The organism is Micromonospora sp. NPDC005553 (genome assembly GCF_042871765.1).
Classification (GTDB): domain Bacteria; phylum Actinomycetota; class Actinomycetes; order Mycobacteriales; family Micromonosporaceae; genus Micromonospora.
Map to the genome: position 1 here is coordinate 257,090 of NZ_JBIAJD010000007.1, position 23,328 is coordinate 280,417.

Annotated in this window: 23 protein-coding genes; 10 read left to right on the plus strand and 13 right to left on the minus strand. The window is 72.2% G+C overall.

Annotation, left to right across the window (positions count from 1 at the left end):
• Positions 1-3 precede the first annotated feature (3 nt).
• Positions 4-1,491, plus strand: a complete 1,488-nt coding sequence (locus tag ACFYPG_RS27890) for a phytoene desaturase family protein (RefSeq protein WP_387354352.1) — start codon at positions 4-6, stop codon at positions 1,489-1,491.
• Between the two features lie 63 nt (positions 1,492-1,554).
• Here the strand turns inward: ACFYPG_RS27890 and ACFYPG_RS27895 are convergent, their stop codons facing one another.
• Positions 1,555-2,244: a CDP-alcohol phosphatidyltransferase family protein gene (locus tag ACFYPG_RS27895; RefSeq protein WP_112582773.1), complete on the minus strand. Its 690-nt coding sequence runs from the start codon at positions 2,242-2,244 to the stop codon at positions 1,555-1,557.
• Positions 2,245-2,288: 44 nt separating this feature from the next.
• Positions 2,289-3,206, minus strand: coding sequence for a methylenetetrahydrofolate reductase [NAD(P)H] (metF, locus tag ACFYPG_RS27900; RefSeq protein ID WP_091407621.1), 918 nt, complete (start codon positions 3,204-3,206; stop codon positions 2,289-2,291).
• 350 nt (positions 3,207-3,556) lie between these two features.
• On the opposite strand from metF, the gene ACFYPG_RS27905 reads away from it, so the two are divergent.
• Positions 3,557-3,946, plus strand: coding sequence for a helix-turn-helix domain-containing protein (locus tag ACFYPG_RS27905; protein ID WP_387354353.1), 390 nt, complete (start codon positions 3,557-3,559; stop codon positions 3,944-3,946).
• Between the two features lie 9 nt (positions 3,947-3,955).
• Positions 3,956-5,038 (plus strand): polyprenyl synthetase family protein, encoded by a 1,083-nt coding sequence (locus ACFYPG_RS27910; protein ID WP_387354354.1) that lies wholly within the window; start codon positions 3,956-3,958, stop codon positions 5,036-5,038.
• A gap of 171 nt (positions 5,039-5,209) precedes the next feature.
• Here ACFYPG_RS27910 and ACFYPG_RS27915 read toward each other — a convergent pair whose 3' ends face one another.
• Positions 5,210-5,599, minus strand: coding sequence for an Rv2175c family DNA-binding protein (locus tag ACFYPG_RS27915; RefSeq protein WP_387354355.1), 390 nt, complete (start codon positions 5,597-5,599; stop codon positions 5,210-5,212).
• A 188-nt stretch (positions 5,600-5,787) separates the two neighbouring features.
• On the opposite strand from ACFYPG_RS27915, the gene pknB reads away from it, so the two are divergent.
• Positions 5,788-7,776 (plus strand): Stk1 family PASTA domain-containing Ser/Thr kinase, encoded by a 1,989-nt coding sequence (gene pknB / locus ACFYPG_RS27920; RefSeq protein ID WP_387354356.1) that lies wholly within the window; start codon positions 5,788-5,790, stop codon positions 7,774-7,776.
• The gene (locus ACFYPG_RS27925) at positions 7,776-8,645 is read left to right on the plus strand and encodes a deoxyribonuclease IV (RefSeq protein WP_387354357.1); all 870 of its coding nucleotides are present in this window, start codon (positions 7,776-7,778) and stop codon (positions 8,643-8,645) included. The genes pknB and ACFYPG_RS27925 overlap by 1 nt, the downstream gene beginning before the upstream one ends.
• A gap of 174 nt (positions 8,646-8,819) precedes the next feature.
• Here the strand turns inward: ACFYPG_RS27925 and ACFYPG_RS27930 are convergent, their stop codons facing one another.
• The 4 genes from ACFYPG_RS27930 to ACFYPG_RS27945 all read right to left on the minus strand — a co-directional run bounded on the left by ACFYPG_RS27930 (position 8,820) and on the right by ACFYPG_RS27945 (position 13,764).
• Positions 8,820-9,860: a threonine aldolase family protein gene (locus ACFYPG_RS27930; RefSeq protein ID WP_387354358.1), complete on the minus strand. Its 1,041-nt coding sequence runs from the start codon at positions 9,858-9,860 to the stop codon at positions 8,820-8,822.
• A gap of 88 nt (positions 9,861-9,948) precedes the next feature.
• The gene (locus ACFYPG_RS27935; protein WP_091407607.1) at positions 9,949-11,355 is read right to left on the minus strand and encodes a class II 3-deoxy-7-phosphoheptulonate synthase; all 1,407 of its coding nucleotides are present in this window, start codon (positions 11,353-11,355) and stop codon (positions 9,949-9,951) included.
• Between the two features lie 87 nt (positions 11,356-11,442).
• Positions 11,443-11,955 (minus strand): nuclear transport factor 2 family protein, encoded by a 513-nt coding sequence (locus tag ACFYPG_RS27940; RefSeq protein WP_387354359.1) that lies wholly within the window; start codon positions 11,953-11,955, stop codon positions 11,443-11,445.
• Positions 11,956-12,138: 183 nt separating this feature from the next.
• The gene (locus tag ACFYPG_RS27945) at positions 12,139-13,764 is read right to left on the minus strand and encodes a glycosyl hydrolase family 18 protein (protein WP_355007700.1); all 1,626 of its coding nucleotides are present in this window, start codon (positions 13,762-13,764) and stop codon (positions 12,139-12,141) included.
• 167 nt (positions 13,765-13,931) lie between these two features.
• Here ACFYPG_RS27945 and ACFYPG_RS27950 point away from each other — a divergent pair, with 167 nt between their 5' ends.
• Both ACFYPG_RS27950 and ACFYPG_RS27955 read left to right on the plus strand, forming a co-directional pair.
• The gene (locus tag ACFYPG_RS27950) at positions 13,932-14,423 is read left to right on the plus strand and encodes a glutathione peroxidase (protein ID WP_387354360.1); all 492 of its coding nucleotides are present in this window, start codon (positions 13,932-13,934) and stop codon (positions 14,421-14,423) included.
• A gap of 228 nt (positions 14,424-14,651) precedes the next feature.
• Entirely contained in the window at positions 14,652-15,326 is a 675-nt protein-coding gene (locus tag ACFYPG_RS27955; protein ID WP_357199724.1) for an NADPH-dependent F420 reductase, read from the plus strand.
• 32 nt (positions 15,327-15,358) lie between these two features.
• On the opposite strand, the gene ACFYPG_RS27960 is transcribed toward ACFYPG_RS27955, so the two are convergent.
• Entirely contained in the window at positions 15,359-16,960 is a 1,602-nt protein-coding gene (locus ACFYPG_RS27960; RefSeq protein ID WP_387354361.1) for a glycosyltransferase 87 family protein, read from the minus strand.
• A gap of 153 nt (positions 16,961-17,113) precedes the next feature.
• Between ACFYPG_RS27960 and ACFYPG_RS27965 the strand changes: the two genes are divergently transcribed.
• The 3 genes from ACFYPG_RS27965 to ACFYPG_RS27975 all read left to right on the plus strand — a co-directional run bounded on the left by ACFYPG_RS27965 (position 17,114) and on the right by ACFYPG_RS27975 (position 19,597).
• Entirely contained in the window at positions 17,114-17,785 is a 672-nt protein-coding gene (locus tag ACFYPG_RS27965) for a class I SAM-dependent methyltransferase (RefSeq protein ID WP_387354362.1), read from the plus strand.
• A 268-nt stretch (positions 17,786-18,053) separates the two neighbouring features.
• On the plus strand, positions 18,054-18,923 hold the full coding sequence (locus ACFYPG_RS27970; RefSeq protein WP_387354363.1) for a DUF4397 domain-containing protein: 870 nt from the start codon (positions 18,054-18,056) through the stop codon (positions 18,921-18,923).
• Positions 18,920-19,597 (plus strand): class F sortase, encoded by a 678-nt coding sequence (locus ACFYPG_RS27975; protein WP_387354364.1) that lies wholly within the window; start codon positions 18,920-18,922, stop codon positions 19,595-19,597. Before ACFYPG_RS27970 ends, ACFYPG_RS27975 begins: the two co-directional genes overlap by 4 nt.
• Position 19,598: 1 nt before the next feature.
• On the opposite strand, the gene ACFYPG_RS27980 is transcribed toward ACFYPG_RS27975, so the two are convergent.
• The 5 genes from ACFYPG_RS27980 to ACFYPG_RS28000 form a co-directional block, all read right to left on the minus strand.
• The gene (locus ACFYPG_RS27980; RefSeq protein WP_238680104.1) at positions 19,599-19,949 is read right to left on the minus strand and encodes a DUF2203 domain-containing protein; all 351 of its coding nucleotides are present in this window, start codon (positions 19,947-19,949) and stop codon (positions 19,599-19,601) included.
• Between the two features lie 46 nt (positions 19,950-19,995).
• Positions 19,996-20,814, minus strand: a complete 819-nt coding sequence (gene proC / locus ACFYPG_RS27985; protein ID WP_387354365.1) for a pyrroline-5-carboxylate reductase — start codon at positions 20,812-20,814, stop codon at positions 19,996-19,998.
• Positions 20,815-20,886: 72 nt separating this feature from the next.
• Entirely contained in the window at positions 20,887-21,915 is a 1,029-nt protein-coding gene (locus ACFYPG_RS27990; protein ID WP_091408060.1) for a 6-phosphofructokinase, read from the minus strand.
• A gap of 162 nt (positions 21,916-22,077) precedes the next feature.
• On the minus strand, positions 22,078-22,581 hold the full coding sequence (locus tag ACFYPG_RS27995) for a pyridoxamine 5'-phosphate oxidase family protein (RefSeq protein WP_387354366.1): 504 nt from the start codon (positions 22,579-22,581) through the stop codon (positions 22,078-22,080).
• Positions 22,582-22,659: 78 nt separating this feature from the next.
• Positions 22,660-23,157 carry a polyadenylate-specific 3'-exoribonuclease AS gene (locus tag ACFYPG_RS28000; protein WP_091407578.1) on the minus strand — a complete coding sequence of 166 codons (498 nt, stop codon included), beginning with the start codon at positions 23,155-23,157 and terminating at the stop codon, positions 22,660-22,662.
• Positions 23,158-23,328 lie beyond the last annotated feature (171 nt).

The following is a 23,328-nucleotide window of genomic DNA, read 5'->3' on the forward strand; positions in this document are numbered from 1 at the left end:
GGCATGGCGCGGATCGTGGTCGTGGGCGCCGGGGTGGGTGGCCTCGCCACCGCTGCCCGGCTGGCCGCCACCGGGCACCAGGTGACCGTCTTCGAGCGGGCCGACACGGTCGGCGGCAAGCTCGGCCGGTACACGCACGACACCCCGGCCGGGTCGTTCCACTTCGACACCGGGCCGAGCCTGCTCACCCTGCCCGAGGTCTTCCACGACCTGTTCGAGGCGACCGGGGCGAAGCTCGACGAATACCTGGACCTGGTTCCGCTGGACCCGATCGTCCGGCACGTCTTTCCCGATGGTGGTCCGACCCTGGACTCGTGCGCCGACCCGGAGGAGTTCACCGCCCGGATCGGGGCCGCGTTCGGTGACCGGGCGGCGGCCGACTGGCAGCGGCTGTGGCGCCGGGCGGAGCGGGTGTGGAACGCCTCCTCACGGGACATCCTGCGCCGTACCGTCGACTCTCCCCGCGACCTCGCGTCGCTGGCCTGGCGCGTCGGCGACCTGGCCGCCATCGCCCCGGGCCGCAGTCTGCGCGGCCTCGGCCGCCAGCACCTGTCCGATCCGCGGCTGCGGATGATGCTGGACCGGTACGCCACCTACACCGGCGCCGACCCACGTCGGGCACCGGCGGCGCTGGTCGCGGTCCCCTACGCCGAGCTGGCCTTCGGCGGCTGGTACCTGCGCGGTGGTCTGGGCACGCTCGCCGACGCGCTGCTGACCCGCTGCCTGGACCTCGGCGTGGTCGTGCAGACCGACGCCACCGTCACCCGGATCGACGCCACCGGCGGCCGGGTGCACGGGGTACGCCTCGCCGGCGTCACCACCCCGGTACCCGCCGACGTGGTGGTGGCCAACGTGGACGCGCTCACCGTCTACCGTGACCTGCTGCCGCACCCGCGTCGGCTGGCCACGCTGACCGACCGCAGCCTCGCCGGCTTCGTACTGCTGCTCGGCGTCTCCGGCAGCACCGGGCTGGCCCACCACAACGTCTTCTTCCCGGACGACTACGACGCCGAGTTCGACGCGGTCTTCGGTGACCCCGGGCGCGGTGTACGGGCCCGACCGGCGGCCGACCCGGCGGTGTTCGTCACAGTGGCCGACGACCCGATGGTCCGCCCAGCCGGACACGAGGCGTGGTTCGTGCTGGTCAACGCCGCCCGACAGGGCACCGCGGCGGGCGCTGTCGACTGGCGACGCCCGGGGCTGGCCGACGCGTACGCCGACCGGATCCTGGACGTGCTGGCGCGGCGCGGCGTGGACGTCCGCGACCGGCTGCTGTTCCGCGAGATCCGCACCCCGGCCGACCTGGACGTGGCGACCGGCGCACCGGGTGGCTCGATCTACGGCACCGCCGGTGGGCTGCTGCGCCCGGCGAACCGGGGCCCGGTTGACGGGCTGTGGCTGGTGGGTGGCTCCACCCACCCGGGCGGTGGGTTGCCGATGGTGACCCTCTCCGCGCAGATCGTCGCCGACGAGATCGGCCCCGCCTGGTAGGCCCGGCGTCAAGCCGGGCTGGCCGGCTGCTCAGTCGGCGTCGAGCCGGGCTGGCCCGGCCGCTCAGTCGGCGTCGAGCAGGGCGCGACGGATGCTGGAGAGCAGTTGCCCCAGGCCGAAACCGGCCAGCAGCACCCAGACCGCGGTCGCCATGGTGATGGTGCCAGCGGCCAGGTCCGGCTCGATCAGCCCGGCCAGCCCGGCGACCAGTAAGCCGGCCAGCGCCACCGAGACCCGGGTGGGGCGTTCGCCCACCGTCACCGCGCCGATCTCCCGCATGCCGGCGGCGACCGCCCGCGCCCGGACGTACTCGTGCAACCAGGACAGCGCGCCGCCCGCGACCACCAGCCCACCTGGCGCGCCCACCAGCCAGAAGGCCAGCAGCCACGCCACCTCACCGAGCCGGTCGGCGACCGAGTCGTAGACGTAGCCGAGCCGGGTGGTGCGGCCGGTGGCGACCGCCACCGCACCGTCCACGCTGTCCGCCACGGCGGCGAGCAGCACGAACAGCGCGCCGAGGAACGGCCCGTCCCCCGGCCGGCCCACCAGCAACGGTACGCAGAAGCAGAGCAGCACCCCGGCCACGGTGACCGCGGTGGGGCTGACCCGCAGTCGACCCAGCACGTATCCGACGTGGTACGCGAATCGCAGCCAGGCGCGCACCACCGGCGCGGCGACCCGAGGGTCGAACCCGCCGTGCAACCGCGCCCACGCCGTGGCGTACTGATCCCAGTTCAGCTGTGTGCCCACCACGGATCAACCGTCGTGCCGGGCAACAGGTGTCGCAAGCGCAGCGTTCACACGCGGGCGCCGGCCTTCAGGTTCTGCCAGACCTCGCGGGTCGCGGTGGACCGGTTGAGGGTGATGAAGTGGATTCCCGGCACGCCCTCGTCCAGCAGTCGGCGGCACATCTCGCTGGCCTGCTCGATGCCGAGCCGACGGACGGCGTCCGGGTCGTCGGCGACGCGTTCGAAGCGGGCCGCCAACGCCGGCGGGAACGGCGCACCGGACAGCTGCACGGACCGCTCGATGGTGCTGAACTGGGTCACCGGCATCACACCGGCCAGGATCGGGGTGTCACAGCCAGCAGCGGCCACCCGGTCACGTAGCCGCAGGTAGTCGTCGGCGTCGAAGAACATCTGGGTGACCGCGAACTCCGCGCCGGCCCGACACTTGCGGACGAACTGGGCGGTGTCGCTGGCCACGTCGGGCGAGCGGGGGTGCTTGTACGGGAAGGCCGCCACGCCGACGCTGAAGTCGCCGGCGTCGCGCACCAGCCGGACCAGGTCCTCGGCGTAGTCCACGCCCTCGGGGTGGCGGATCCACTCACCGCCCGGGTTGCCCGGGGGGTCACCACGAACGGCCAGCACGTTGCGCACCCCCACCCCGGCGAGCCGGCCGACCACGTGCCGCAGCTCGGCGACGGAGTGGTTGACCGCGGTCAGGTGGGCCATCGGCAGCAGTGTCGTTTCGGTGGCGATCCGCTCGGTCACCGCCACTGTGGTGTCCCGGGTCGAGCCGCCGGCGCCGTACGTGATCGACACGAACGACGGGCGCAGGGACTCCAGCTCGCGGATGGCCTGCCAGAGCAGCTGCTCCCCCGCCTCGGTCTTGGGCGGGAAGAACTCGAACGAGAAGGTCGGTTGGCGCTCACGGATGAGCTCCCCGATCGCCGGCTGCGGATTGGGGAGTGTCGAGGGAAGACCGAGCGCCACGACCCGACTCTAGCGGTCGATGGCACCAGGACCCAGGCCCTTCCCACCCAGCGGCGGTGCCACCCGGCCCGGCGGGCGGCGTCGTCCGGCCCGGGGAGCGGCGTCGTCTGGTCTGCCGGGAGCCGGTGAGCGGTGTCGCCGAGTCCGCCGTGAGCCGGCGGATGGTGTCGCACCGCGCGCCCCGACCTGGCGGCGGAAAGGCGTCGTACCTCCGAGGTAGAAAGGGACGGTGCGGGAGGGGCGGCGGGGGTGGCCAGGTCTCGCGCGGGGGTCAGCAACCGAGCGGTGACGCCGGTCCGTCCGGTCAGACGGGTGGGTCGTCACCGCACCGACGCCCGCCAGGAGGACCCATGATCCCGCTCGCATCGCCGCGTCCCGCGCAGCTCGGGCCGCTGCTGGCCCGGTGCCGACTGGCCCGTGGCTGGAGCCAGCAGCGAGCCGCCGCCGAGTTGTGTGCCGCCGCCGGGGTGCCGACGTTGAGTCGGCACGAGGTTTCCCGGTGGGAACGACAGCGGCGCGTGCCGGGCGGGTTCTGGCTCGGCTGGCTCGCCGCCGTCCTGGACGTGCCGCTGGTGGTGCTCGCGGAGGCCGCCGCGGCCACCCGTCGGGCCGGCTCGACGCGGGCCACCGGACCGGGCCGCACCGCAGCGGTCGGCGCGCGTCCGGCCGGGCGGACGGGTCCCGGCCGCACCGGCGGGACTACGCGTGGCGGTGGAGCACGAGCACGGACGACCGGCTAGCGTCGGGGCGTGACCCACGCTGCTCCCGTGTCCCCCGTCGACCGCGCCGGCCTGCGGCAGCGGGTCGACAAGGCTCTCGCCGAGTTCCTGGCCGGCCAACGGGTCCGGCTCGCCGCCGTGGACGACGCGCTGAGTCCGGTGGCCGAGGCGATCGAAGCGTTCGTGCTCGGCGGCGGCAAGCGACTGCGTCCCGCATTCGCCTACTGGGGGTTCCGGGGGGCCGGCGGGCTGGACGGCGACCAGGTGCTGACCGCCCTGGCCGCGCTGGAGTTCGTCCAGGCCAGCGCCCTGATCCACGACGACCTGATGGACCGTTCCGACACCCGACGCGGCGAGCCCGCGGTACACCGACGGTTCGCCACCCGGCACCGGGAGGCCGGCTGGGGCGGTAACCCGGACGGTTTCGGCGACGCCGCGGCCATCCTGCTCGGTGACCTGTGTCTGGTCTGGTCCGACGAACTGCTGCACTCCGCCGGCCTGGACCTGTGGTCGTTGGCCCGGGCCCGGCCCGTCTTCGACGAGATGCGCACCGAGGTCACCGTCGGGCAGTACCTCGACGTGCTGACGCAGGTCACCGGGGACACCTCGGTGGAGCGGGCCAGCAAGGTCGCCCGGTACAAGTCCGCGAAGTACACGGTCGAGCGTCCGATGCTGCTCGGCGCCGCGCTGGCCGACGCGCCGGAGGACGTGCGGACGGCCTACTCGGCGTACGGGCTGCCGCTGGGCGAGGCGTTCCAGCTCCGCGACGACGTGCTGGGGGTCTTCGGCGACCCGGCGTTGACCGGCAAGCCGGCCGGGGACGATCTGCGCGAGGGCAAGCGCACCTACCTGGTGGCGGCGGCGGTGGAGGCCACCGACGACGCGGGCCGCGAGCTGCTGCTCGGCCACCTCGGCGACCCGGAGCTGGACGAGCACGGGGTGGCCCGGCTCCGCGAGGTGATCTCGGGGAGCGGAGCGCTGGCCCGTACCGAACAGCGGATCGCCACACTCACCGACGCCGCCCTGGCCGCCCTGAGCGCCGTCGACCTCGACACCGAGGCCCGCCAAGCCCTGGTCGACCTGGCCATAGCCGCAACCCGCCGAGCCGACTAACCCCACCAGCCCCCCGCCCCGCCGGGCTGCCCCGCCGGGCTGCCCCGCCCCCCGCCCAGCCGGGTTGATCATGAGGTTGGCGACCTTCGCCTCGGCGTGTCGCGCCGCCAACCCCATGATCAACGCCGGAAGGCGCGAGGCGCGGAAGCGCGGTGGGGGTGGGGGTGGGGGTTAGAAGCCTTGGGCTTGGGCTCGGCGTTTCACCTCGCGGGCCTGGTCGCCGGAGAGGGCGGCGGCCGGGGTGGCGCCGGGGAGGGTGTCGTCCGGCTCGTAGAGCCAGCGCAGGACGGCCTCGTCGTCGTAGCCGTTGTCGGCGAGCAGGTTGAGCACGCCGGGCAGGTGCTTGAGCACGGTCTGGTTGGCAACCAGGTCCGCTGGGATCCGGCGGACGCCGTCGCGGCGGACCGCCAACAGCTCCCGGTCACGGATCATCTGGTGCACCTTGCTGATCGACACGTCGAGGCGTTCGGCGACGTCGGGCAGGGTCAACCAGTCGGCCGGGTCGGTGGGGCCGGCGAGCTCCAGGCCGGGCACGGCCTGGTCGGGTACGGGTTCGGTCACCCGACCACCCTGCCACGCCGCCGCCGCGACGAGCCACCGGCACCCCGGGCGGCCCCTCCGCGTCCTCTTTCCTGATCGCCGCTGAACAGCGAACAAGGGGCCGAGAACGCGGCGGGACGGACCGGTTCGGCGTACGGCTGTAGCATCCTGTTCATCCTTCACCCTCTGGACACATAGACTGCCTGCCGATGGACACTCAGGTCGCCGACACGTTGCTGGGCTCGCTGATCGACGGGCGCTACCGCATTCGCGGTCGCGTGGCCCGTGGTGGCATGGCGACCGTGTACACCGCCACCGACGAACGCCTAGAGCGCACCGTCGCTGTCAAGATCATTCACCCGACCCAGGCGAGCGAGGCACGGGCTCGGATCGCCAACTTCGTGGCCCGGTTCACCGACGAGGCGAAGACCATCGCCCGGCTGACCCACCCGAACGTGGTGGCGGTCTACGACCAGGGCACGCACGCCGGCCTCCCCTACCTGGTGATGGAGTACGTCCGTGGCCGCACGCTGCGTGACGTGCTGGCCGAACGACGCCGGCTCAACCCGGACGAGGCGCTGGCCATCGCCGAGCAGATGCTCGCCGCGATCGCCGCCGCGCACCGGGCCGGTCTCGTGCACCGCGACGTCAAGCCGGAGAACGTGCTGGTCGCGGAGGCGCCTACCGGTGGCGTCGCCAACCTGGTCGACAGCGTCGTGAAGGTGGCCGACTTCGGGCTGGCCCGGGCGGTCGAGGCGAGCGCCGACGAGGAGCAGGGCAACCAGCTGATGGCCACCGTGGCGTACGTCGCCCCGGAGCTGGTCACCGAGGGCCGCGCCGATCCGCGCACCGACGTCTACTCGGCCGGCATCGTGCTCTTCGAGATGCTCACCGGTCGGGTGCCGTACGACGGGGACCGACCGGTGGACGTCGCCTGGCAGCACGTCGACCGGGACGTGCCGGCGCCCTCGACGTTGGTGCCGGGCCTGCCGTCGGTCCTCGACGACCTGGTGCAGCGGGCCACCCGCCGCGACCCGGGAGCACGGCCCGCTGACGCCGGCGCGCTGTTGACCGAGGTGCAGGTGGCCCGGGATCGTCTGGGCGACGCCAACAGCCACACCGCGGTACTCAGCCCGGTCAGTGACGCACCGTCGCTCTCCCAGCCAACCATGATGGTCGCGACGCTCCAGCCGCCCAACCGCCCGTCGTGGGCACGTCTGCCCGAGGGCGCCAGCAGCCAGGGGCCGGGGCGGCGTCGGGCCGCCCCGGAGCCGACGGAGGGCCTGGGCGCCCGGCTCGCCGCGCTGCGCAGCACGCTGCTGAGCAGCCCCCGTGGCCGGCTGGCCGTCGCGGCCGTGGTCGTGACGCTGGGCCTGGTGGCCGCGCTCGGGGGTTGGTGGTTCGGCGTCGGCCGCTACACGGACGCTCCGCAGCTGGTGAGCCTGAGCAAGGCCGACGCGCAGGCGCGGGCCGACCGCGCCGGGCTTCTCGTCACGTACGCTGAGCCGCGCTTCGACGAGAAGGCCCCGAAGGACAGCGTGCTGGAGCAGAACCCGGCCTCCGCCGCCGAGATCCTCAAGGGTGGCACGATCACCCTGACCCTCTCCCTCGGTCCGGAGCGTTTCCCCGTACCGGACGTGATCGGCAAGGAGTTCGAGCTCGCCGAGGCGGACCTGGTCAACGTGAAGCTGGTGGTGGCCAAGGGCACCCCCCGCTACGACGACAGCCTGCCGGCCGGGGTCGTGGTGGACAGCTCCCCCAAGGTCGGCACCGAGGTCAAACCCGGTGCGAAGGTCACCCTCATTCTGAGCCGGGGCAGGGCGCCGGTGACGGTGCCGAACCTGGTCGGCAAGAGCCTGACCGACGCCCGGACGACCCTGGCCCAGCTCAACCTGGTGCTGAAGGAGACCTACAAGGAATCCGACAAGCCGAGGGACGAGATCCTCGGCCAGAGCCCGGCCGATGGCGCCGGTGTGGAGAAGGGCACCGAGGTCAAGCTGGACGTCAGCAAGGGGCCACCGCTGGTCGCCATGCCGCGGGTGATCGACCTGCCGTGCCAGCAGGCCAAGCAGGCGTTGGAGGGCCAGGGCTTCCCGGTGACGATGGCGATCAACCCGAACGCCGTGGTCCGGATCCAGATCCCGGGCGAGAATTCGCAGGTGGCGCCCGGCACCCCGGTCACCCTGACGTGCTTCTGATGCCGACGATCTCCGCGCGGCCGGTAGGCACGCACACTCCGACCTCGGGTGGGCTGGCGAAGGCTGCCCTGCCGTACGCCGACGCGACCGGCGCGCAGGTGGTGCAGGTCTACGTCTCCAACTCGCGAGGCTGGGCACTGCCGGGCGGCGACCCGGTGCAGGACGCGCTGTTCCGCGACGGTTGCGCCGAGCGGGGCATTCCCGCGTTCATCCACGCCGCTCTGCTGGTCAACCTCGGCTCGCCCACCCCGGCCACTGTCGAGAAGTCGGGCCAGACGCTGGCGCACGCGCTTCGTCGGGGCGTGGCGATCGGCGCGCGCGGGGTGGTGTTCCACGCGGGCAGTTCGGTGGACGAGGGGCACGCCGAGGCGGCGATGGGACAGGTCCGCGAGGTGCTGCTGCCGCTGCTCGACTGGGCTGCCGACGCCGGCGGGCCGATGTTGCTGGTCGAGCCGAGCGCCGGCGGTGGCCGCTCACTGGCCTCCCGGGTGGAGCAGCTCGGGCCCTACCTGGACGCGGTGGACGGGCACCCCATGCTCGGGGTCTGCTTCGACACCTGCCACGCCTGGGCGGCCGGCCACGACCTGGCGGCCGAGGGCGGCATGACGGCGACCCTGGACACCCTGGTGGCCACTGTCGGCGCGGACCGGCTGCGGCTGATTCACGCCAACGACTCGAAGGATCTGTGCGGCTCCACCCGGGATCGGCACGAGAACATCGGCAAGGGCAGCATCGGCGAGCCCGCCTTCGCCGAGCTGATGGCGCACCCGGCGACCGCTGGCGTCCCGATCGTCGTGGAAACCCCGAGCGAGAAGCACGTGGGCCACGCCGCCGACATCGCCACCCTCACCCGCCTGTCCCACCCCTGACCCACCCCGCTCCGCCCCCAGCGCCTCCCTCCCCCTCCCCCGGCGCCCCACCCGCCCGGTGATCATGAGGTTATTGCCATGACACGCCGACCCGAGTGGCAACAACTTCATGATCACCGGGGTGGGAGGGGCCGGGTGAGAGGCCCGCAGGGCCGGGGTGGGTGGGGTGGGGTTTTAGGCTGCGGCGAGGATGCGGGGTAGGGCTGCCAGGGCGCGGTCGATGTCCGCGTCGCTGAGGCCCAGGTGGGTGACCAGGCGGGCGGTACGAGGGCCGAGCACGGAGATCAGTACGCCCTCGGCCCGCGCCGCGGCGGCCAGGGCCCGGGCGTCCAGGGTGTGCTTGGTGAGGTCCAGCGCGACCAGGTTGGTACGGACAGTGGTGGCCAGCACACCGAACGGCGCGACAGCCTCGGCGAGCCGGGCCGCCTTCGCGTGGTCGTCGGCCAACCGGTCGATGTGCTGCGCGAGCGCGTAGCGACCGGCGGCGGCGAGGATGCCGGCCTGGCGCATGCCACCGCCCATCCGCTTACGGATCAGCCGGCCACGTTCGATCTTGTCCGCGCTGCCCACCAGCAGCGAACCGACCGGCGCGCCGAGGCCCTTGGACAGGCACACCGACAGCGTGTCGAAGAGCCGGCCGTACTCGATCAGTGGCACCCGGTCGGCGACGTGCGCGTGCCAGATCCGGGCGCCGTCACAGTGCAGCGCGACGCCCGCCTCGTCAGCCACCCCGCGCAGATCCCGCAGGGTCGCCAGCGGAATCACCCCGCCGCCGCCGCGATTGTGGGTCTGCTCGACGGCGATCGCGCGGGTGGGGACGGCGAAGTAACCGTCCGGCCGGATCATCCCGGCCACCACCTCCGGGTCGATGTCCGCGCCCACCGAGGGCCAGGTCCGCGAGGAGATCCCGCCGTACGCGGCCGCGGCGCCGATCTCGTACGTGACCACGTGCGCGTCGGCGTCACAGAGCAACTCGTCGCCGGGCGAGACCAGCAGTTGCAGGGCGATCTGGTTCGCCATCGAGCCACTCGGGGCGAACAGCGCCGCCTCGTGACCGAACAACGCGGCGACCTCGGCCTCCAGCGCGTTGACGCTCGGGTCCTCGCCGTAGACGTCGTCACCGACCTCAGCGGCGGCCATCGCCTCCCGCATCCCGGCGGTGGGTCGGGTCACCGTGTCGGACCGCAGGTCCACGAACAGATCAGGCACTGTCATCCCTTTCAACTGCCGACTGCCGGCTCGCAAGCTCACTTCTCGCGTCAGCCATGGTCATCCTCCGACTGCCGACTGCGGGCTCGCAAGCTCAGCCACGCAGCATTTCCGCTACGAGGAAGGCCAACTCCAACGACTGCTGGGTGTTCAGTCGCGGGTCGCAGGCGGTCTCGTACCGGTCGGGCAGGTCGAGATCCTCGATCCCCTGGGCGCCGCCGAGGCACTCGGTGACGTCCTCGCCGGTCAACTCGACGTGCAGGCCGCCGGGGTGGGTGTCCAGCCCACGGTGCACCTCGAAGTAGCCGAGCACCTCGTCGACGATGCGGTCGAAGTGCCGGGTCTTGTAGCCGTTGGACGACTCGTGCGTGTTGCCGTGCATCGGGTCGCACTGCCAGACCACCTTGGCCCCGGCGGCGGTGACCTTGGCGACGATCGGCGGCAGCGCGTCGCGTACCCGGTGGTTGCCCATCCGACTGATCAGGGTGAGCCGACCGGGGATGTTGTCCGGGTTGAGCTTCTCGCACAACTCGATCGCCTCGTCCGGGGAGGTGGTCGGGCCGAGCTTGACCCCGATCGGGTTGGCGATCCGGGAGATGAAGTCGATGTGCGCCCCGCTGATCTGCCGGGTGCGCTCGCCGATCCACAGGAAGTGCCCGGAGAGCCCGTACGCCCGACGGTCGGAGACCCGGGTGAGCGCCCGGTCGTACTCCAGGGCCAGGGCCTCGTGGGAGCAGTAGAGCGTGACGGTGCGCAGCGCCTCGTCGTCGGTCATGCCGCAGGCCCGGATGAAGGCCAGCGCCCGGTCGATCTCCCGGGCGATCGCCTCGTAACGCTCCCCCGCCGGGGAGTTCTTCACGAAGCCCTTGTTCCAGTCGTGCACGGCGTGCAGGTCGGCGAGCCCGCCGGCGAGGTACGCCCGGAGCATGTTCATCGCCGCCGCCGAGTTCGCGTACGCGCGGATCATGCGCTGCGGGTCGGCGACCCGGGCGGCCGGGTCGGCCTCCAGCGAGTTGATCATGTCGCCGCGGTACGCGGGCAGGCCGCGGGCGTCGGTCGGCAGCGAGCGGGGCTTCGTGTACTGCCCGGCGACCCGGGCGACCTTGACCACCGGCAGCGACGCGCCGTAGGTGAGCACGATCGCCATCTGGAGCAGGGTGCGGGCGTTGGCCAGCAGGTGGCTCTCGGTGTTGTCCACGAACGTCTCGGCGCAGTCACCACCCTGCAGCAGGAACGCCTTGCCCTCGCAGACCAGGGCGAGCTTCTGCCGGAGCTGGTCCACCTCGTAGGGCGCGACGACCGACGGCACTGTGTCGAGGACCTTGCAGACCGCGGCCACGGCGGCCGGGTCGGACCACGGCGGGACCTGCTCGCGGGGCAGTTCCCGCCATCGGTCCAGACCGAGCGCGGCGTCCTCGGCGGAATCGATCGTCGGTCGGCTGGTCTGCAGGCCCGGGCTGCCCACCGCGGGATGGCTCAGCTGATGCCACTCATGGCGCATGACAGAAAGCGTACGGCGACGGTCGGGGTGGCCGGGCGGCGAGGGGGACGGTTCCGGCAGATGGGAGATCAATCTGCCGGGCGCTGGTCAGGACGCGGGCGAGGGGACCACACCGGTCGGCGTCGGGCTGGCGACCTTAGTTGCGTCCGGCGCCTCCCCGGCGATGCACCAGTCGCTGCCGTCGCGGGTGACGGTGAAGACCAACGGCCGGACGACTGTGCGCTTGCCGACCGCGACCGAGACCGAGACGCGGACCTCCTGCCCGAGCGGACCGGACCGGATGTCCGTGATGGCCGCCTCCGGCACCTGGAAGTGGTCGGCGAAGTCACCGTTGGGGCCGGTGGCGCCACGGTCGAAGCCGTCGTGCAGCAGAGCGCAGAGCTGGCTGCGGCCGGCGGCGACGTCCTTGGCCGTCATCGCGTCGAGGTACGCCTGCACGCGCTCACGGGAGCGGGTGGCGGCCTCCTCGGCGGGGGCCCGGGCCGGCTTGGGGGCCGACTTCTCCTCGTCCTTGTCGCCGATCCCGCAGCCGACCAGGGCAACCGGCAGCAGCATCAGCCCGGCGGCGGTCGCCGCCAGCCCGCTGTGTGTCGGTCGCATGATCACCTCCGTCGGCGGTGAGATCGAGACGTGCCGAGCCGCGAGTCTGCCACATCCGGCTGTACGAGCCCAAGGGCGGCGGCCCGGTCGACGCGCTGGGCGTCGGCCGGGCCGCTGTGTCACGGGCGGGAAGGGACGGTGCGGGTCCCTTCCCGCCGTGTGGGTGGTGCGTCGGCCCTCGGCTCAGCCGAGACCGCCCTTGATGGCGCCGATGAGTTCGCCGTTGCTCGTGTCACCGGAGAGCTCCCAGAAGAACGCGCCACCGAGGCCCTGGTTGTTCGCGTACGTCATCTTGCCGTTGATGGTCGACGGGGTGTCGTAGCTCCACCAGTTGCTGCCGCACTTGGCGTACGCGGTGCCGGCGATCGTGCCGGTGGCCGGGCAGGTGTTCTTCAGGACCTTGTAGTCCTCGATGCCGGCCTCGTAGGTGCCCGGTGCCGCGCCGGTGGCGCTGCCACCCGGAGCGGCCTGGGTGACACCGGTCCAGCCCCGACCGTAGAAGCCGATGCCGAGCAGCAGCTTGTTGGCCGGGACGCCCTTGCTCTTGAGCTTCTGGATCGCCGCGTCGGAGTTGAAGCCCTGCTGCGGGATGCCGGTGTACGAGGTGAGCGGCGAGTGCGGTGCTGTCGGACCCTGGGCCGCGAAGGCGCCGAAGTAGTCGTAGGTCATCGGCATCAGCCAGTTGAGGTTGCCGATGGCGCCGGCGTAGTCGGTGGCGTCGATCTTGCCGCCGTTGCTACCGTCCGCGGTGATGGCGGCGGTGACAAGGGCGCTGGACCCGAACTTCGACCGCAGCGCGCCGATCACGTTCTTGAACGCGTTCGGGCCGCTGGTGTCACAGGTCAGACCGCAGGCGTTGGGGTACTCCCAGTCGACGTCGATGCCGTCGAAGACGTCCGCCCAGCGCGGGTCCTCGACCAGGTTGTAGCAGCTCTCGGCGAACGCGGCCGGGTTCTGCGCGGCCTGGGTGAAGCCGCCGGACCAGGTCCAGCCACCGAACGACCAGATCACCTTGAGGTGCGGGTTGAGCTGCTTGAGCTTGCGCAGCTGGTTGAAGCTGCCGCGCAGCGGCTGGTCCCACGTGTCGGCGACGCCGTCCACGCTGTCCGCCGCGGTGTACGCCTTCTCGTAGTCGGCGTAGCTGTCGCCGATGGAGCAGCGACCACCGGTGGTGTTGCCGAAGGCGTACAGGATGTGGGTCAGCTTGGCGGCGGAGCCGCTGGTCTGGATGTTCTTGACGTGGTAGTTGCGCCCGTAGACGCCCCACTCGGCGAAGTAGCCGACGACCTTCTTGCCGCCGGTGTTCGGCGGCGGAGTGGTCGGCGGTGGCGTGGTGGGCGGAGGGGTGGTGGGCGGCGTCGTCGTCGGTGGGGTGGTGGTCGGGGGCGTGGTGGTCGGCGGGGGCGTTCCGCCGCCGCACGCGGCACCGTTGATGGTGCAGTTCAGCGGTGCCTTGAAGGCGCCGGTGCCGTTGTAACCCCAGCTGAACGAGGCGCCGGGCGCGATGCCGCCGGCCCAGCTCTTCTTGACCGCGACGTAGTGGTTGCCGCTGCTGGTGACGTCGGCGTCCCACGCGCTGCTGATGGTGGTGCCCGACGGCAGGTCGAACTCGATGCGCCAGGTGGTGACAGTGGCGCTGGAGCCGTTGGTGACTGTCACCCTCGTCTCGTGACCGGTCCCCCAGTCCTGCGCCTTGGTGAAGGAGGTGGTGACCGTGCCGGCGCCGAACGCGGTGGTCACCGGCACCGCTGCGACGGTCACGGCGACCACGGCACCGGCCCAGAGGGCCCGGCGGAGCGATCTTTTCATGCGGCGTCTCCCGAACTGTTAGGAAACTTTCCAAAAGAGATGGTGAGACGGTACTCACGCCGTCATCAGTTCGTCAAGATGCGCATGTTTCGATTTCTCCTGGTGCACGGAGTGCGTACGCTGCGCCCACCCCGGGTCGACGCGCGGCCGACGCGTAACCTCGGCCCATGACCGTCTTCGACATCCCGATCGACGCCCTCAACGGCGGCCCCGCCGACCTGGCCCGCCACCGCGGCAAGGCGATGCTGGTCGTCAACGTGGCCTCCCGCTGCGGCCTCACCCCGCAGTACGCCGGCCTCCAGACGCTCGCCGACTCCTACGCCGACCGGGGCCTCGTGGTACTCGGCGTGCCGTGCAACCAGTTCGCCGGGCAGGAGCCGGGCAGCGCCGCCGAGATCAGCGACTTCTGCCAGGTCAACTACGGGGTCACCTTCCCGCTGACCGAGAAGGTCGACGTCAACGGCCCGGACCGGCACCCGCTCTACGCCGCGCTCGTGAACACCCCGGACGCCGACGGGCACACCGGCGACGTGCGCTGGAACTTCGAGAAGTTCCTGGTGGCCCCGGACGGCTCGGTCGCCGCCCGCTTCGCCCCCACTGTCGCGCCCGACTCCGACGACCTGCGCGCAGCCATCGAGAAGGCCCTCCCCACCCCCTGAGCCGGGCCTCCAGACTCCGGGCCGCACCGGAGAGTGGCAGGTCCTCGGAGAGCCGGTTCGCGGTCGGCGTGAGCGGTACGTTGGGCGGGCAGGCCCGCAGCGCGACCAGGCATCCGCCGGGCCTGCGACGATCGCGAGCAGTCTGCGCAGCTACCGACAGCGGGTGGCCAGAATAACCCACCAGTCTGGTCGGGAATGCGTCGTGGGTGGACGGAGTTGGGAACAAGCATGACAACTGTGGGACTGATCGGCAGTGGCAACATCGGCGGCACCGTGGCACGGCTGGCCGTCGACGCCGGCTACGACGTGGTGCTGAGCAACTCGCGGGGCCCGGAGACCCTCACCGACCTGGTGGAGACCCTGGGCGAGCACGCCAGCGCCGGCACCGCGCAGGACGCCGCGCAGGTGGGCGACCTGGTGGTCGTCAGCGTCCCGCTGAAGGCGTACCGGGCGGTGCCCGTCGAACCGCTGGCCGGCAAGGTCGTCATCGACACCAACAACTACTACCCGCAGCGCGATGGCACCTTCCCGGAGCTGGACTCCGGCGAGACCACCAGCAGCGAGTTGCTCCAGCGGCACCTGCCAGACTCCCGAGTGGTCAAGGTCTTCAACAACATCTACTTCAAGGGCCTGGCCGCGCTCTCCCGGCCGACCGGCGCGGCCGACCGCAGCGCCCTCGCGATCGCCGGTGACGACGCCGCCGCGAAGGCCGAAGTGACCGCCTTCCTGGACCAGATCGGCTACGACGCGGTGGACGTCGGCCCGCTGGCCGAGGGGTGGCGCTACCAGCCGGACACCCCGGCGTACGGCACGCTCTACTCCGCGAGCCCGACCGACTGGGATCACCCGGCCCCGGGCGACGCCGCGAAGGTACGCGCCGCCGTGGCCGCCGCCACCCGCTGAGCACTGCCAGCCGCCGCCCCGCCCACGACCGCCTACCTGGGCGTCGCGCGGAGGGCGGCGGCGAGCTCGTCGTCGTAGCTGGCGATCGGCCGCCCATCCGCGGCGTACGCGACGAGGCGACCGTGAGCCATCGTCGCCGAACGGAACGAGAAGGTACGCGGCCCCGGGTACGCGGCGAGCAGCGGAATGGCCCGGGGCGCTCCACCCGGTGCTGAGTAGTACTCCAGGCGGGTCACCTGCGGGGAGACCACGCCGTTGACCCGCACCTTGGTCTTCTCGGCGCGGGTGCCGAAGGTGACCGGCACGTCGGTGGCGTAGGCGGCGCATTCGGCCGGACCACGGCAGACGAAGAAGTATCGCGGGTTGACGACGTCGTCGAGGTTGTACGCCTTGAAGGTGGGGTCGGCCCCGGCCGGCAGCGGCTGCACGGCGAAGAACGCGACCGCCACGGTTGCCGTGACGCCCACCCGCAGCCAGGCCCTGCCGGCGGCCGGTCGTCTGCTCGTGCGCTGGGCGGCGACGGCGACACCGCCGAAGCCGACGAGGCACAGGACGCACACCCCGAGGGCACGGGCGTTCTCGAAGAGGAACTGCACCCCCGGCCGCGTCGAGATCGGGCTGAGCACCGCGCCCAACGAGACGACCACGGCGACGAGCAGCGCCGCGCCGGCGACCCGCTGGGTGACGCCGGACGCGCCGATCAGCAGCATCGCGGCGAGCACCGGCCACACCTGGTGGTGGGTCCAGGACACCGGGGACGCGGCCACTGTGGCGCAGCCGACGAGCACCGCGGCGTGCCCGGGGCAGCCCTGCCGCGTCAACTGCCGGGCCCGCAGCAGCGCCACCACGCAGATCAGTGCCACCATGGCGGCCCAGAGCAGAGGCAGCGCCGTCTCGTCGACGCCGACGCGCAGCAACATTCCGTGCAGGGACTGATTGCCCAACGAGGACAGATTGCCGATGCGGGAGGTCTGTCGCACGGTCTCGGTCCAGTAGGACCAGCTCTCCCGGGGCAGCACGATCGCGGCGACCCCCGCGCAGGCCCCGAACGCGGCCACCGACCGGCCGGCGTCACGGTAGCGCCCGACGGCCAGGAAGTAGACCACGAACAGCAGCGGGGTGAGCTTGACAGCCGCCGCCACCCCGACCAGCGTTCCGCGCAGTCGGGGTGGGACGACGCGCAGCCCGTCGAGCAGGGCCATCAACACGATGAAGATGCTGACCTGCCCGAAGCGTAGGTTGCTCTGCACCGGCGCGGAGAGCATCAGCACCGTGGCCGCCAGCGCCACGACGAGCGGGCGCCGGGAACGTCGGGTGGTCAGCGCGACACCCACCGACCCGGCGATGGCGACGACCGCCGCGCACGTCGCCACCAGCCAGATCCCCTGGAGTACGCCCTCACTGAGGGCGGTGATCGGCCACAGCACGAGAGCGGCGAACGGCGGATAGGTGAACGGACCGCCGTTCTCCGCCACATACCCGTACAGCGGCTCACCAGCCTGCAGGTCGGACAGCGCACCGTAGTAGATGTGCAGGTCGGAGAGGCGGTCCGGACGGCGCAGAACGAACACACAGGACACCAGCGCGACGACGACGAAGGCCGCCCACGCCAGCACCACCCGGCGATCCCGCATCGCCCGAGAATAGGCGACCGCCGTGGTCCCGGTGGGCCCGGAAACGGCCGGCGCGGGGCTTCGGACAGCCACACGTGAGCAGCCGCAAACGCCCCACTTCTGCCTCCGGAAGAACGGGTTTCCCGGGTGGGCGCCGACTCGTAGCCTCGGCGAATGGGGACGACGAGCACACCGGCGTACGACGCCCACGCGGACTGGTACGAGGGCTTCATCTCCGGCGGCGGCGACTATCTGCGCCGGGTGCACGCGACGGTGGCGGACCTGCTCGGCGCGGGCGAAGGTCCCTGCCTCGACATCTGCTGCGGCACCGGCGCGCACGCTCCGGTGCCGGCGGGTCTGGGTTGGACGCCAGTGGGGGTGGACCTTTCCGGCGGGCAGTTGCGGTACGCGCGAGGGCGGCTGCCGGTGGTCATCGGTGACGCGGGCGCCCTGCCGGTCGCCGACGCGTCGCTGCCGGCCGCGATGTGCGTGCTGGCCAGCACCGACCTGCCCGACTACCCGGCCGTGCTGCGCGAGGTCGCCCGGGTGCTGCGCCCTGGCGGACGGTTCGTCCACGTGGGTGTGCACCCGTGTTTCGTGGGCGCGTTCGCCGACTGGAGTCAACATCCGCGTGTCGTCGTCGACGCCCGGTACGCCGACCGGTCGCACAGCTTCGACAGTTGGAACGTCACGGGCGTGCGGGTACGGGTGGGAGCCTGGCACGTCCCCCTCGCCGACCTGGTGAACGCGACAGTGGACGCCGGCCTTCGGCTGGTCCGGGTCGTCGAAGCGGGACCGGGCGGAGTCCCCGACCTGTTCGGCCTCCTCGCCGTTCGAGAGCGGTAGACGAGCACCCGCCGCAGCAACGAGAGCCTGAACCTGCGCAACTTCGGGGATGTTGCTGCCTCAAGACGACCAGACACAGCAACATCCCCGAAGTTGCGCGGATCTTGAGGGCGCAAAGCGCGAAGGCGGCGGCGCGGAAGCGAGGGCAGGGGTTACGGCAGGGGCGAGCGACAAAAACATCGCTGTGGCAACTTGCGTCACAGTCCTGTTCACGGGACCCTGTTCTCTGGGTTGCCGCCCGCTCACCGAACGTGCCCCCGGAGGCGACATGCACACGCTCCGTACCGTGCCCCGCCGGCTGCTGGCCGGCTCCGGCGCGCTCCTGCTCGGCACCGCCCTCGCCACTGCCGCCATTCCGGTTCCGGCGCACGCCGCGACCGGCGCGGACACCGTCGGATACGTCCGGCTCGCGCACCTGTCCCCGGACACCCCGGCGGTGGACGTCTACCTTGCCGCGCCGGGCGCGGCGAAGCCGCAGGTCTTCCCCGGGGTCGGTTACGGCGTGGTCTCCGACTACCTCGAACTCGCGCCGGGCCGGTACGCGGTGGCCATGCGCGAGGCCGGCGCGCCGGCCAGCGACCCCCCGGTGCTCACCACCGAGGTCGCGGTGACCAGCGGGGACGCCTTCACCGTGGCCGGTGTCGGGCGGCACGCCGACCTCGGCCTGCGGGTGCTCAACGACGATCTCAGCGCCCCCACCGACGGCCGCGCGAAGGTGCGGGTCGTACAGGCCTCGGTGCGGACCCCGGTGCTCGACGTGGCCGCCGCCAACGGTCCGATGATCGCCGACGGGGTGCAGTTCGCCACCACGACCGACTACCAGCAGGTCGAGCCGGGCAGTTGGCGGCTGAAGCTGACGGGCGCCGGCGGGCCGAGCACCGACGCCGAGGTGCGGCTCACCGGTGGCGCTGTCTACTCGCTGCTGGTGCTCGACGCGAAACAGGGCGGGCTCACCGCCGAGCTGCGCCGCGACGCCGAGGGCGGCACCGTCGTCCCGGCCGGCGGGGTGGACACCGGCGCCGGTGGCACCGCCGGCGCCGGGCTCGACGCGTACCCCCTGGTGGCCGGCGGTCTGGCCGCGGCGGCCGGCGCGGTGGCCCTGCTGCTCTGGCGTCGGCGGCGGCGCACCACCTGGTGAGCGCCGAGCCGGACCCGTCGATCCGGCGGCACCGTGAGCGCCGAACACCGCTGGCCGCGCTGGTCGCGGCCGGCGCGGCGGTCTGCCTGGCCGCCGGCACCGGGGTCGGGCTGGCCACCACCGGCCCGCCACCACCGGCGGCGAGCTGGCACCCCGGCTGCGGCGACGACTGCCCGTCGGTGGCCGCCGCGCCCACGCCACACGGTCCACCCACGCGGGTACGCGTACCGCGCATCGACGTCGACTCACCGCTCACAGTGCTCGGTCTGGACCGCGCCGGCGTGCTGATTCCGCCGACCGACTTCCACACCGCTGGCTGGTACGGCGGCGGCCCGGCCCCGGGCGACACCGGTCCGGCCGTCCTCGCCGGGCACCTGGACTCCCGACGCGGCCCGGCGGTCTTCGCCCGGCTCGGCGAGCTACGACCCGGCGACCTGGTGGAGGTGTGGCGCGGCGGGCAGCGGTTGCCGTTCCGGGTGACCGGGTCGCTGCGTACCCGCAAGGACCAGTTTCCGACAGCGGTGATCTACGGCCCGACGCCCGGGGCGGAGCTACGCCTGGTCACCTGCGGGGGCGACTTCGACCGGCGGCGGGGCCACTACGTCGACAACGTTGTGGTGTTCGCGGTGACCGATGCCCCCGACCCGGTCCTGCCGACGTCCGCCGCTGGCTGAGTCAGAGGGGGCGGCGGCCGGCGAAGCCGCACTCTGCCCGGTGGTACCAGCGCACGTCGGAGTCGCCCTCCAGCCAGCACCAGAGCACGGCGCGGCCGGCCCGCTCGCCGGGGAAGTCGAGCAGCACCGGGGCGATGCCCTTGACCTGGATGTCGTGCTGGTGCAGCTCGTCGACGACGGCGTGCAACCGAGCTTCCAGTGCCTTGACCTCGGCCAGCCCGCCGAGCGCGCTCATGCCGTGGTCGGCCAGGTCGGCGCGCAACTCGGCCAGGTCGGCCCGGACCCGGATCAACTCGTCGACGCGCGGTTGCAGGGTGGCCACCAGGTGCCGGGCCTGGGCAAGTGTGAACACCGGGCCAGTATGCGGCACGCACGGCCTCGCGAGGCGTCCCGATCGCTCAGTCGGCCTGTGCGGCCAACTCGCGGGCGCGGTCCCGGGCGGCCTCCAGCGCGGCGAGCAGCGCCGCGCGTACGCCGTGCTTCTCCAGCTCGCGAATCGCGGAGATGGTGGTGCCGGCCGGCGAGGTGACCGCCTCGCGCAGCTTGACCGGGTGCTCACCGGAGTCGCGCAGCATCACCGCCGACCCGATCGCGGTCTGCACGATCAACTCGTGCGCCACCTGACGGGGCAGCCCGAGCAGGATCCCCGCGTCGATCATGGCTTCGACCAGCAGGTAGAAGTAGGCCGGGCCGGAACCGGAGAGCGCGGTGACAGCGTCCTGCTGCGATTCGGGCACCCGGATCGTCTGGCCGAGCGGCTTGAACATCTCCTCGGCCAGCGTGAGGTGCGACCCGGTGGCGTGCTCGCCGGCCGAGATCGCGGTCATCGCCTCGTCCACCAGCGCCGGGGTGTTGGTCATCACCCGCACCACCGGGGTGCCCTCGGGCAACCGGCGGCTGAAGAAGCTGGTGGGCAGACCGGCGCAGAGCGAGATGACGAGCTTGTCGGCCGGCACCTTGGGGCCGATCTCGTCGAGGAGCGCGGCGGCGTCCTGCGGCTTGACCGAGACCGCGAGCACAGCGGCCTCGTCCACCGCGGTCAGGTTGTCGACCACCCGTACGCCGTACCGGGCGGTCAACTCCTCCGCGCGAGCGGGTCGGCGGGCGGTGGCCAGCAGCCGGTCCACAGGCCATCCCGAGCGCAGCAGCCCGGAGAGCATCAGCTCACCGATCTTGCCCGCGCCGATCACCGCGACCGTGTGCACTCCGGCTGACATGTCGGCCCGTACCCCCTCGCATTGGGTCGCGGCGCGGCGGACCCGCAGGCCCGCCGCGCCGCCGACGATCGATCAGCTGCCGAAGAAGACCTCGGCCTCGGCGTACCGCTCCAGCGGCACGGTCTTCAGCTCGCGGGTGGCCTCGGCGAGGGGCACCCGGACGATGTCGGTGCTCTGCATCGCGACCATCTTGCCCCAGTCGCCGTCGTTGACGGCGTCGATGGCCTGCAGGCCCAGGCGGGTGGCGAGCACCCGGTCGAAGGCCGTCGGGGTGCCACCGCGCTGGATGTGGCCCAGCACCACGGTGCGGGCCTCCTTGCCGGTCTTGGCCTCCAGCTGCTCGGCGAGCCACTGGCCGATGCCGCCGAGGCGGACGTGGCCGAACGAGTCGAGCTCCTGGTTGGCGAGCACCATCTGGCCGTCGAGCGGCTGGGCGCCCTCGGCGACCACGACGATGGGGGCGTACTGGTGCTGGAAGCGCTTCTCGACGTAGCCGGCCACCTGGTCGACGTCGAACTGACGCTCGGGCAGCAGGATCACGTTGGCGCCACCGGCCAGGCCGGCGTGCAGGGCGATCCAGCCGGCGTGCCGGCCCATCACCTCGACGACCAGGGTGCGGTGGTGGCTCTCCGCAGTGGTGTGCAGCCGGTCGATGGCCTCCATCGCGATGTTGACCGCGGTGTCGAAGCCGAAGGTGTAGTCGGTGGCGCCGAGGTCGTTGTCGATCGTCTTCGGCACGCCGACGACGTGCACGCCCAGCTCGTAGAGCTTGGTGGCCACGCCGAGGGTGTCCTCGCCGCCGATCGCGATCAGCGCGTCCACGCCCTGGGCGGCAAGGTTGTCCTTGATCCGCTCGACGCCGTTCTCGATCTTGAACGGGTTGGTTCGGGACGAGCCGAGGATGGTGCCGCCGCGAGGCAGAATGCCGCGAACGTCGGCGATGTCCAAGGGGCGGGACAGACCCTCGAGCGGGCCCTTCCAGCCGTCCCGGAAGCCCACGAACTCGTGACCGTAAGTGGCGACGCCCTTGCGGACCACCGCCCGGATGACCGCGTTGAGACCGGGGCAGTCGCCGCCGCCGGTGAGCACGCCGATACGCATGATCCGCTCATCCTCCTGGAGCATCAGGTAAAGCCCGATATGCCCCAGGATATGTGTCAGGTCAGACCATCGGCGCCGTTGCCGGCCCGGGGCGGGCCGTCACTGCGAACTGTAGTCGGCCCGCCGGTACGACGACAGCGCGCCCCGGGCACCCGCCCCCGGTCAGTAGGTCACCTCATGGTTCTCGCCGGCCTGCGGCGGCCGGCCGGTGACCGCGGCCCTGGCGTAGTCGAGCAGGTTCACCACGGTGCTGTTCGGCGAGTCCCAGTACTCGGCGGAGCTGGCGTGCACCTTGATCAGCGTCAGACCGGGGGTGTCCAGCCCGTCGGGGAACCACGCCTTGAGCAGCGGGTTCCACAGCCGCTCGGCCCGGGCCCGGTCGAACCCCTCGGTGGCGGTGCCGGAGATCGACACCCACGCGTTGTGCTTCTGGTCGGAAAAGGCCACGTTGACCTCCGGGTTCACCCGGAGCTGGCGGACCTTGGCCGAGTCGGCGTAGGCGAAGAACCACAGCTCGCCGTCGAACTCGACCTCCTGGAGCCCCATCGGACGACTCACCTGCCGCCCGTCCAGAGCAGTCGTGGTGAGCATGCAGATCCGCGCGGCCCGGGCCAGGCCGGTGACACGGGCGCGTGCCTCCGCGGCGCTGCTCGGCTGGTGGCTCATGGCAATCTCCCTCGGCTCGGCTGGTCGAACCGTTGCCCGGGACAGAACCGGTCAAACCTCCGGCGGCGCGGCCACCACTCAACGGGCGGTCATCGCCCGCCAGCGGGCCAGATTGTGCCGGGCATCGACCAGAGCGTCGTGCCGGGCCGCGTCCGCGTCCGGCAGGGGTGGCCGACCCCGGTCGTCCCAGAGCTGCCGCAGCTCCTTGGTGTAGCGGGGGATCTCCCGGGGCAGCGCCGGCATCGCGCCCCAGAGCTGGGCGAGCACCACGTGGTCGTACGCGGCGAACCAGGCCCACAGCTCCAACTGCTCCCCCGGCCGGTCCCGGATCGGCTCCATCAGGAAGTCGTACAGGTCGTCGCGGATGCGCTCACGCGAGCGCCAGGCCCGGTCCGCCGGGGAGGGCAGCTTGTCGAGCACGTTGCGTCGAACCCAGGGCACGGCGCGGGAGTCGTCGAACTCGGTGGAGACCGCGTAGAACTCGCGGCCGTACTCGTCGACGACACCGATCGAGACGAGGTCGACGGTCGTGCCGTCCTCGATGAACTCGCAGTCGTAGAAGTAGCGGTAGACCATTCCGGGCATCCTCGCCCACCGCCGCCCGGCCGCGTCCGGCGGGGCCCGTCCGACGGTGAGCCCACCGCCGCGACACCTCGCGTACGGCACGTCGCAGGCCGTGACGGTCACGGAAGTGCTTCGAGGGGTGTACAGCAAGCGACCAGACCGTCATGATCTGATGTGTACCGC